Source organism: Streptomyces sp. NPDC051136, assembly GCF_044455745.1.
Lineage (GTDB): Bacteria > Actinomycetota > Actinomycetes > Streptomycetales > Streptomycetaceae > Streptomyces.
This window is the reverse complement of sequence record NZ_JBITFE010000015.1, coordinates 174,549-181,884: the sequence shown is the minus strand read 5'-3', so window position 1 is coordinate 181,884 and position 7,336 is coordinate 174,549. Positions and strand designations below refer to the sequence as shown.

The following is a 7,336-nucleotide window of genomic DNA, read 5'->3' as shown; positions in this document are numbered from 1 at the left end:
CCGGCCCCCCCCCGCCGCCCCCCCCGCGCCCCCCCGGGGGGCCCCCCCGCGGCCCCCCCCCCCCCACGACGAAGCCCCGGCCGTGGAGACGGCCGGGGCTTCGTTCGGTGTGGACGATACTGGGATTGAACCAGTGACCTCTTCCGTGTCAGGGAAGCGCTCTCCCGCTGAGCTAATCGTCCGGGATGGTGCGAGTGCTGCGTGCGCGATACTGGGATTGAACCAGTGACCTCTTCCGTGTCAGGGAAGCGCTCTCCCGCTGAGCTAATCGCGCGGGGATCCGTACGGATCGGTGATCCTTGCGGATCAGTGGACGATACTGGGATTGAACCAGTGACCTCTTCCGTGTCAGGGAAGCGCTCTCCCGCTGAGCTAATCGTCCTTGGAGGTGGAGACGGGATTTGAACCCGTGTAGACGGCTTTGCAGGCCGTTGCCTCGCCTCTCGGCCACTCCACCAGGAGTGTAGGAGGCCCGGGAGGCCCCCTGTCCTGCGAGCGGACGACGAGGCTCGAACTCGCGACCTCAACCTTGGCAAGGTTGCGCTCTACCAACTGAGCTACGTCCGCCTGTCGGTTCGGTCCGCTTGCGCGGCCCGGCGACGTGATGAACTCTAGCGGATTCCGGAGCCAGTACAAAAACGCGTTTGTGCAGCGTGCTGCGGTGCGTCCACCCACGGGCCTGGTCAGGGCACCCGGAAGGGCACGTTCGGGTCATGCCGGGGCCACCGGCCTAGACTCGGCAGTGTGCCCGACCTCCCTCCTCTCGCCCGCTTCGGCGGCCGGCTCGCCACCGGTCTCCTCGACGTCACGAGCGATCCCGCCGCCCTCGACTCCGAGGGGTTCTGGGCCGTCTGCGCGGACTTCGAGGGGCGCCTGACCTGCGCACGCTTCGCGGACGTACGGACCGAGCCGGTGCCCGCGCCGCTGCCGGGCGCCTGGCGCGGACCGGCCGCCGGCGACTGGACGTCGTCGCTCGACCGCGCGGCGTACACGGCGGCCGTGCGGCGCATCCGCGAGCACATAGCCGCCGGCGAGGTCTACCAGGCCAACCTCTGCCGGGTGCTGTCGGCGCCGATCGGCCCCGGCGCCGACGTCGACGCGCTCACCGCCCTGCTCGCCCGCGGCAACCCGGCGCCGTACGCCGGGACGATGCGGCTGCCCGGGCACGGCGTCGAGATCGCCACCGCGTCGCCCGAGCTGTTCCTGCGCCGGGACGGCCGGACGGTCGAGTCCGGGCCGATCAAGGGCACCGGGCGGACCGAGGCCGACCTGCTGGAGAAGGACTACGCCGAGAACGTCATGATCGTGGACCTGGTCCGCAACGACCTGGGGCAGGTCGCCGCCACGGGCACGGTCACGGTGCCCGACCTGTGCGTCGTGGAGAAGCACCCCGGCCTCGTCCACCTGGTGTCCACGGTGCGCGGCGAACTGTCCGCGGAGGCCGGCTGGCCGCAGCTGCTCGACGCCGCCTTCCCGCCCGGCTCCGTCACCGGCGCCCCCAAGTCCAGCGCCCTGCGGATCATCGACGCGCTGGAGACCGCGCCCCGGGGCCCGTACTGCGGAGGCGTCGGCTGGGTCGACGCCGACCGGGGGACCGCCGAGCTGGCCGTCGGCATCCGTACCTTCTGGATCGAGCGGTCCGCCGGCGGCGGTGCCGGGCGGCTGTGCTTCGGCACCGGCGCCGGCATCACCTGGGGCTCCGACCCGGAGGGCGAGTGGCGGGAGACCGAACTCAAGGCGTCCCGGCTGCTCGCGGTAGCGTCGGGGGTGTACGAGGCGAACGAGAGTGGAGAGGCGCTGGCGACGTGAAGATCTGGCTCGACGGCGGGTTGCAGGACATCGGGTCCGCCCGCGTCTCCGTCCTCGACCACGGGCTGACCGTGGGCGACGGCATCTTCGAGACGGTGAAGGCGGTGGACGGCAGGCCGTTCGCGCTGACCCGGCACCTGGACCGGCTGACCCGCTCGGCCCGCGGCCTCGGCCTGCCCGACCCCGACCTTGACGAGGTGCGCCGCGCTTGCGCCGCCGTCATCGAGGCCAACCCGATGCCGCTCGGCCGGCTGCGCATCACCTACACCGGCGGCCACGGCCCCCTCGGCTCCGACCGCGGCGAGAGCGGCCCGACCCTCGTCGTCGCCCTCGGCGAGACCGGCCGCCGCCCCGACTCCACCGCCGTGATCACCGTGCCGTGGACCCGCAACGAACGCGGCGCGCTCACCGGCCTGAAGACCACCTCGTACGCGGAGAACGTGGTCGCCCTCGCCCGGGCCCGCGAACGGGGCGCCACCGAGGCCCTGTTCGGCAACACGGTGGGACAGCTCTGCGAGGGCACCGGGTCGAACGTCTTCGTCGTCCTGGACGGCGAGATCCACACCCCGCCGGTCGCCTCCGGCTGCCTCGCCGGCATCACCCGCGCCCTGGCCGTCGAGTGGACCGGCGCCCGCGAGACCGACCTCCCGCTGGACGTCCTGGACCGCGCCGACGAGGTGTTCCTGACCTCCACGCTGCGCGACGTACAGGCCGTGCACCGCGTCGACGACCGTGAACTGCCGAACGCCCCCGGGCCGGTCACCGCCAAGGCCATGCGCGTCTTCGAGGAGCGGTCCGGGGACGACCTGGATCCGTGACCGACCCGCGAAGCCGCCGATATTCGGCTGCCCTGCGCCCGCCCGGTGGGTAGAACTGCCGTGATGACAACGACCCTGCGGCCGACCGAGCCGCTCCAGCGCGCCGCCGACGGGACCCGTTCGCGCCACTACCAGGTGTGTGTGAACAGCCGCCCCGTCGGCGTACTGCACCTCGGCACCTCACGCGACCTCGGTCCTTCGGTGGCCGTGATCCGCAAGCTGCGCGTCGACGGCCCGGACCGCCGGCGCGGCCGGGGCACCGTGGCCGCGCTCGCCGCGGAGGAGGTGGCACGCGGCTGGGGCTGCCGGCTGATCGAGGCACCCGTCGACGCGGACGCCGAGGCGGGCACGCGGCTCGCGGAGGCACTCGGATACGTCCTGCGCAACCGCACCATGGCCAAGCCGCTCGGCGGGACCCCGCCCGCCCTGCCCGCGGGCAGCCGGGCCCGGCCCATGACACCGGACGAATTCACCGCGTGGCAGGCGTACGAGGCCGAGCAGTACGCCCGTACCTGGATGGAGCGGGGCGTGCCCGAGGAGGACGCCCGCGCGAAGGCCCGCCGCGATCACGAGGTGCTGCTGCCCCAGGGGGCGGACACCGAGAACATGCTGTTCAGCGTGTTGGAGCAGGAGGGCGAGCGGGTCGGGATCCTGTGGCTGGCGCTGCGCGAGGACCGGGCCTTCGTCTTCGACGTCGAGGCCGACGCGGCCCACCGGGGCCGGGGGCACGGCCGCACCCTGATGCTGCTGGCCGAGGCTCAGGCGATCGCCGCCGGCCACTCGCTGATCGGCCTCAACGTCTTCGCCGGGAACACCGCGGCCGAACGGCTCTACGAGTCGCTCGGCTACCGCACCACGCGGTACAGCTACGGCAAGCCGCTGCTCTGACGGCGGGCGGCCGTGTCCGGCCGCCCGTCCCGTCCTCAGCCCTGCCGCTCGGCGAGCAACCGGTCGGCGATCTCCTCGACGCGCTCGCGCAGCCCTTCCTGGCTCTTGCCGCCGTCGAGGCGCTCGCCGCCGATCACGTACGTCGGGGTGCCGGTCACGCCGATCGCCTTGCCCTCGGCCTGGTCGGCGTCGACGATCAGGATGTGCCGGCCGTCGATCAGCGCCGTGTCGAACTCCTCCGCGTCCAGGCCCAGTTCCCGGGCCATCTCGATGAGGAAGGGCTCCCCCTCGCGGTCCAGCTCCGCGACGCGCCCCAGGACGGCCTCGGCGTACGGCCAGCCCTTGCCCTGGGCGACGGCCTCCTCGGCGGCCTGCGCGGCGGCGAAGGCGTGCTTGTGCTTCTCCAGCGGGAAGTGCCGCAGCCGCACCTCCAGCCGGTCGCCGTAGCGGGCGCGCAGGGCACGGAGGTCGTCCAGGGCGGTACGGCAGTCCGGGCACTGGAGCTCGCACCAGACGTCGAGGACGGGCGCGGCGGGACGGTCGGGGGAGGAGTCGCTCATGCCCCCATCCTCCCAGCCCGCGGCGCGCCGCCCCAACCGGCGCCGTACGCCGCCCACCGGCACCTGCGGAGGAGCCGACCCCGAGATCTCCCTGATCTCGGCCTCCCGGCATGGCCCCGTGCCGGGCGGACGGTGCAGGATGGAAGGGACGAAGTACTCATGCCCGACCGAGCCAAGCCTGGAGGACCGGATGATTGCCGAGACCGTCTGCTCCGCGGTGTCCGCGGCGGGCCTGGGCATCGCGGCGGTCACCGCGTACCGCAGGCGTTTCCTCACCGCCGCCCGGATCGCCGCCTACTCGCTGGTCCCCGTCGGCCTGGTGATGACGGGGGTCGTCGAGTGGCTGGCCGACACGGCCTTCAGCCCGGTCGCCTGGGCGGGCTTCGGAGTGCTCGGCGTGGCCTGGGTGCTCTTCATGACCACCCGTGCCGTGGAGCGCCGCCGCGGCGGCACCCGCAAGGAACGCAAGGAGGCCCGGGCCGCGGCACGACGCGACGCGGTGGCGCCGGGAGCCTCCGCGCCCTCCCTCGGCTCGGGCTCCCGTCCCGCCGCCGAGCCCGCACCGAGGCCCGCGAAGGCGTCCCGGGGCGGTGACGACGACTTCAGCGACATCGAGGCCATCCTCAAGAAGCACGGGATCTGAGGACCGGCGCCCGCACGCGACGGCCGCGGGCTGAGCGGGCTGAAACGACACAGCGGTCCGAGGCCGACAGTGCGCGCTCCGGAATGATCACGATGTGACCGGACCTTGCGACATTCAACGAACTCCCGGTCGTTACGAGCGTGTTGATCGCGTGGACCCCGCCGCCTGCGTCATCATCGCGGCGAGATGCCGGACACCACTCAGCTGGACTCCCAGCTGGACACGAGACAGAGCGACACCGCGCGGCAGCAGGACCCACCACGCGGCTGCCTCTTCGCCCTTTCCCAGCCACCGCTCATGATCTTCCTTGCGGTGATCGGGTGCCTGCTGCTCATGGCTTCGTTGCACGATCTGCTGTTGCTGTGAGCCGTACCCGCGCTCCCCGGCGTCACCCGCCGGGGGCCGCGTCGCCGTCCGAGCACCCCCACCCGTCCCGGGCCTCCGCCGAGCGCGTCAGCCCGCCGCCTCCTTGCGCCGGGCCCGGTAGGCGGCCACGTGCAGGCGGTTTCCGCAGGTGCGGCTGTCGCAGTAGCGCCGCGAGCGGTTCCGGGACAGGTCGACGAAGGCGCGCCGGCAGTCGGGGGCCTCGCACCGCCGCAGCCGCTCCTGCTCCCCGGCGACCACGAAGAACGCCAGGGCCATCCCGCAGTCCGCGGTGAGGTGGTCCGCCACGGAGGCACCGGGCGCGAAGTAGTGGATGTGCCAGTCGTAGCCGTCGTGGTCGGTGAGCCGGGGCGTGGTGCCGGCGGCCGCGACCAGGTCGTTGATCAGGCCCGCGGCCGTCCGGGCGTCGGGGGCGGCGAAGACCGCCGCGAACCGTCCGCGGACCCGGCGGACCGCCGAGAGGTCGACTTCCGAGAGCACGCCGACGTCGCTGATCTCGTGCGTTCCCACGAATTCCTGGAGGGCCGGGACGTCCGGCAGCCCGTCCGGAGCCGATTCGTCCTCCGGCACGGTGTTCACCAGATCCACCACGGTGTCGAGGGCGCACCGGGTGTCGTGGGTGATCAGCACGTTTCGCTCCCTGGCCTGGTGGTCGGGCGGGCGCCCGCCGATGCTGGCCGATGGTAGTGGCTCGCGCGGTGGGGGATCCGGCCGCGATCCCGCCCCGGCCGTCGGTCGCCCCCTACAACGGCGGCCGGCCCGTCTTCGTTCCCGCCGCCCCTCACGCGACGGCGCGGCCCCCAAGCGCACCGGCGCCGCCCCCGCGGTGATCCGCGGCGGCGACGCCGGTGTGTGCCCTATGCGGTTGTCCTGGCCCGTGCCGTCACCCCGAGTCGACGGCGACGGGCGGCTTGGCGTGAGGCCCCGCCCTAGCTTTCCGCCAGGATGTGCGAGAGCTCCTGATCGAGGTCGAAGTGCCGGTGTTCCGTGCCGGGGGGCACGGCGGCGTCTGTGCGCTTCAGGAAGGACTCCAGGGCCCGCGCCGGGGCCTCGAGCAGTGCTTCGCCCTCCGGGGAGCTGAGAGCGATGCACACGACGCCCTGGCCGTGACTGCGGGACGGCCAGACACGGACGTCGCCGGTCCCGGTCGGTCGGTGAAGACCTTCGGCGAGGAGGTCGCGGGCGAACACCCACTCGACGGTCTCCTCGGCTCCGGTGTGGAAGGTGGCGTGCACGGCGTAGGGGTCGGCCGTGTCGTACCGCAGGCCTGCGGGGACAGGCAGGGAGGACTCGCTCGACACAACGAGGCGCAGGTGCAGCTCGCAGCTGACCGTGGTGTTCATAAGCGCCAGGGCCTTTCGCTCAGTGTGCGCTCGGGGATTCGCACGTCGGCGAAATCGACATGCCACCTACGGTGCCGTTGTAAACCCCTCTGAGTGTTTTGCGTGTGTTTAGGTAACTCTTCCGGCCGAGTGGCCGTTCGGGTCCTGCACCCATTCCGGTGACAGGTTTCGCTCCGGTAGTGTTTGGCCGTATGAACACGGGGAGTAACAAGCGCGGCGAGGCAGCCGTGGCCGAGGACCGTTCGGGGACGGACGAGGCCGCGGCCGAGCGGGCGCTCGGTTCGCGGGCGCCGGAATTCATCAAGGCGCGCCGTGCGCTGCACGTGAGCTGGCAGGTCGGCGTCTTCGTCGTCGGCCTGGCGGTCGTGGTGGCCGGCATCATCATGCTGCCGCTGCCGGGACCCGGCTGGGTCGTGATCTTCGGCGGCATGGCGATCTGGGCGACCGAGTTCGTCTGGGCCCAGCTGGTGCTGCGCTGGACCAAGCGCAAGGTCACCGAGGCGGCGCAGCGTGCCCTCGATCCGCGGGTGCGGCGCCGGAACATCATCCTGACCTCGATCGGCGTGGTGATCATCGCCGTGCTGGCCGGGGTCTACCTGTGGAAGTTCGGTCTCCAGATGCCCTGGAAGATCAAGGACCAGTGATCGCCCGCGGGGGTGCGCCGTCGCCGCCCCCGCTGGTCACGGGCGCCTGTGACATGGGGTAATGTTCTTCCTGCGTCCGGGCGATTAGCTCAGTGGGAGAGCGCTTCGTTCACACCGAAGAGGTCACTGGTTCGAACCCAGTATCGCCCACCGGATCATCAGGCGGGGGGGGGGGGGGGGGGGGGGGGGGGGGCGGGGCGCGGGGGGGGGGGGCGCGGGGGGGGGGGGGCGCCGCCCGGCCCGCCCG

Annotated in this window: 9 protein-coding genes and 6 tRNA genes; 7 read left to right on the top strand and 8 right to left on the bottom strand. The window is 72.6% G+C overall.

Annotation, left to right across the window (positions count from 1 at the left end; translation table 11 throughout):
• Window positions 1–110: 110 nt before the first annotated feature.
• The 5 genes from ACIBCJ_RS34095 to ACIBCJ_RS34075 form a co-directional block, all read right to left on the bottom strand.
• Window positions 111–182, bottom strand: a tRNA-Val gene (locus tag ACIBCJ_RS34095).
• Between the two features lie 20 nt (window positions 183–202).
• Window positions 203–274, bottom strand: a tRNA-Val gene (locus tag ACIBCJ_RS34090).
• Between the two features lie 36 nt (window positions 275–310).
• Window positions 311–382 (bottom strand) — tRNA-Val (locus ACIBCJ_RS34085).
• Between the two features lies 1 nt (window position 383).
• Window positions 384–457 (bottom strand) — tRNA-Cys (locus tag ACIBCJ_RS34080).
• A gap of 37 nt (window positions 458–494) precedes the next feature.
• Window positions 495–567: transfer RNA gene (locus tag ACIBCJ_RS34075), tRNA-Gly, on the bottom strand.
• A 177-nt stretch (window positions 568–744) separates the two neighbouring features.
• On the opposite strand from ACIBCJ_RS34075, the gene ACIBCJ_RS34070 reads away from it, so the two are divergent.
• The 3 genes from ACIBCJ_RS34070 to ACIBCJ_RS34060 all read left to right on the top strand — a co-directional run bounded on the left by ACIBCJ_RS34070 (window position 745) and on the right by ACIBCJ_RS34060 (window position 3,515).
• Complete coding sequence (locus ACIBCJ_RS34070; RefSeq protein ID WP_362514491.1) at window positions 745–1,809, top strand: chorismate-binding protein; 1,065 nt, start codon at window positions 745–747, stop codon at window positions 1,807–1,809.
• The gene (locus ACIBCJ_RS34065; protein ID WP_362097163.1) at window positions 1,806–2,627 is read left to right on the top strand and encodes an aminodeoxychorismate lyase; all 822 of its coding nucleotides are present in this window, start codon (window positions 1,806–1,808) and stop codon (window positions 2,625–2,627) included. The genes ACIBCJ_RS34070 and ACIBCJ_RS34065 overlap by 4 nt, the downstream gene beginning before the upstream one ends.
• 63 nt (window positions 2,628–2,690) lie before the next feature.
• Window positions 2,691–3,515, top strand: a complete 825-nt coding sequence (locus ACIBCJ_RS34060) for a GNAT family N-acetyltransferase (protein ID WP_362097160.1) — start codon at window positions 2,691–2,693, stop codon at window positions 3,513–3,515.
• A 35-nt stretch (window positions 3,516–3,550) separates the two neighbouring features.
• On the opposite strand, the gene ACIBCJ_RS34055 is transcribed toward ACIBCJ_RS34060, so the two are convergent.
• On the bottom strand, window positions 3,551–4,075 hold the full coding sequence (locus ACIBCJ_RS34055) for a DsbA family protein (protein WP_362097157.1): 525 nt from the start codon (window positions 4,073–4,075) through the stop codon (window positions 3,551–3,553).
• 190 nt (window positions 4,076–4,265) lie between these two features.
• Here ACIBCJ_RS34055 and ACIBCJ_RS34050 point away from each other — a divergent pair, with 190 nt between their 5' ends.
• On the top strand, window positions 4,266–4,718 hold the full coding sequence (locus tag ACIBCJ_RS34050) for a hypothetical protein (RefSeq protein ID WP_362097154.1): 453 nt from the start codon (window positions 4,266–4,268) through the stop codon (window positions 4,716–4,718).
• A gap of 186 nt (window positions 4,719–4,904) precedes the next feature.
• Window positions 4,905–5,084: a hypothetical protein gene (locus tag ACIBCJ_RS34045; protein WP_362097151.1), complete on the top strand. Its 180-nt coding sequence runs from the start codon at window positions 4,905–4,907 to the stop codon at window positions 5,082–5,084.
• 87 nt (window positions 5,085–5,171) lie between these two features.
• Here the strand turns inward: ACIBCJ_RS34045 and ACIBCJ_RS34040 are convergent, their stop codons facing one another.
• Window positions 5,172–5,732, bottom strand: coding sequence for a CGNR zinc finger domain-containing protein (locus tag ACIBCJ_RS34040; protein WP_362097148.1), 561 nt, complete (start codon window positions 5,730–5,732; stop codon window positions 5,172–5,174).
• Between the two features lie 299 nt (window positions 5,733–6,031).
• On the bottom strand, window positions 6,032–6,445 hold the full coding sequence (locus ACIBCJ_RS34035) for an SsgA family sporulation/cell division regulator (RefSeq protein WP_004002642.1): 414 nt from the start codon (window positions 6,443–6,445) through the stop codon (window positions 6,032–6,034).
• 191 nt (window positions 6,446–6,636) lie between these two features.
• On the opposite strand from ACIBCJ_RS34035, the gene ACIBCJ_RS34030 reads away from it, so the two are divergent.
• Together ACIBCJ_RS34030 and ACIBCJ_RS34025 are read left to right on the top strand one after the other, a co-directional pair.
• Window positions 6,637–7,089, top strand: a complete 453-nt coding sequence (locus tag ACIBCJ_RS34030; protein WP_362097145.1) for a TIGR02611 family protein — start codon at window positions 6,637–6,639, stop codon at window positions 7,087–7,089.
• A 78-nt stretch (window positions 7,090–7,167) separates the two neighbouring features.
• Window positions 7,168–7,239, top strand: a tRNA-Val gene (locus ACIBCJ_RS34025).
• Window positions 7,240–7,336 lie beyond the last annotated feature (97 nt).